This is a genomic window from Pedobacter agri PB92 (assembly GCF_000258495.1).
Lineage (GTDB): Bacteria > Bacteroidota > Bacteroidia > Sphingobacteriales > Sphingobacteriaceae > Pedobacter > Pedobacter agri.
The window spans coordinates 1-1,388 of record NZ_AJLG01000325.1; the positions used below are offsets into that span (position 1 = coordinate 1).

General features: G+C 39.6%; 2 protein-coding genes and 1 pseudogene. All 3 read left to right on the forward strand.

Features of this window, described 5'->3' with window-relative positions; all coding sequences use genetic code 11:
* The coding region (locus ON09_RS23650; RefSeq protein ID WP_010603546.1) for an ABC transporter ATP-binding protein at positions 1-611 on the forward strand (611 nt) is incomplete at its 5' end.
* 101 nt (positions 612-712) lie between these two features.
* The gene (locus ON09_RS23655) at positions 713-1,192 is read left to right on the forward strand and encodes an ATP-grasp domain-containing protein (RefSeq protein ID WP_010603547.1); all 480 of its coding nucleotides are present in this window, start codon (positions 713-715) and stop codon (positions 1,190-1,192) included.
* 2 nt (positions 1,193-1,194) lie between these two features.
* Positions 1,195-1,388: pseudogene (locus ON09_RS23660) on the forward strand (haloacid dehalogenase); the annotation flags it as partial.

Genomic DNA, 1,388 nt, shown 5'->3' on the forward strand with positions numbered 1-1,388 from the left:
ACGTACACACTAAGGGTGTAAATTTCGAGGTGCAGAAGGGAGAAATCGTCAGCATTATTGGGCCTTCAGGAGCAGGCAAAAGTACCTTATTGCATATATTAGGAACGCTTGATAAACCGGATGAGGGTGAGGTAGAGCTGAAAGGAACAATAATCAGCAAGCTTAGTGGAGAATTGTTAAGCGCATTCCGAAACCAAAATATTGGCTTCGTTTTTCAATTTCATCATTTATTACCTGAATTTAGCGCTTTGGAAAATATTTGTATTCCGGCTTTTATTGCTAAAACAAATAAAAAGCAAGCTGAAGTAAGAGGTTTGGAGTTACTTGATCTTTTCGGCTTGAAAGACAGGGCTCATCACAAACCTAATCAATTATCGGGCGGCGAGCAGCAAAGGGTGGCTATTGCCAGAGCGCTGATTAACAACCCGTCTATCATCCTGGCAGACGAACCTTCAGGTAATTTAGATTCTGAGAACGCTTCAGCATTGCACCAGCTTTTTGTTACCCTTCGCGATAACTTTCAGCAAACTTTTGTTATAGTTACGCATAATGAGCATTTGGCTAAAACCAGTGATCGGGTAGTGACGATGAAGGATGGATTGATTGTATAGCTTCCAGGTGTCGCTAACGCGTTTATCAAATCGTTGGCGAAGTCAATTTAGCAATTCAACAACCAAAAAATAGTAGCGTTTCATATTACAACATTCAAACATTGAAAATACTCATTACAGGAGGAAATAATGCCAAAGCTTTAAAATTATTAAAGGCTTTTCCAACTCACTTTGTGCTTTTAGCTGACTATGGCGAAGTGCCAGGAATCTTGACAGAAAATTATGCCTTCACATCTCTTGGTGCGCTAAATCAGGACAGTATTGCACATATATTACTGAATTTCTGTATCACGGAAGCCGTTGATTGTATAATCCCGCTTCACCAATATGAAGTTGAGCCATTGGCTAAAGCAGCGGTTTTGTTTAGCGAATATAATATTGAAGTATTAACTCCACCAGCAGAAGCCATATCGAAATATCTGCGGGCAGCGCAGAGTAGTTTCAAAAATTTTGCAGTTTTCATTAAAGGCGAGTGCATTTTTGCCAGTGGTGGTGAAATCTTTATCAAACAGGAAGAGGAGCTGAATGGCGTTTTTGGCTACAATGAGCCGAGTGACGATTTAAAATTATTTACAATTTAGCTATGGATGCCTATCAACTTGTGGCGGATAAGCAAGCCGTAATTTTCGAATTAGACGATGTGCTGTACCCTGAAAAGGATTACCTGCTTCAGGTTTATTATCTTTTTGCGCAATTTATAGAGTATAGTGAACTAAAAAATGCTCAGGCAATACTCGGGTTTATGAAAAATGAATTTGAGCAAAACGGACCTGGGAA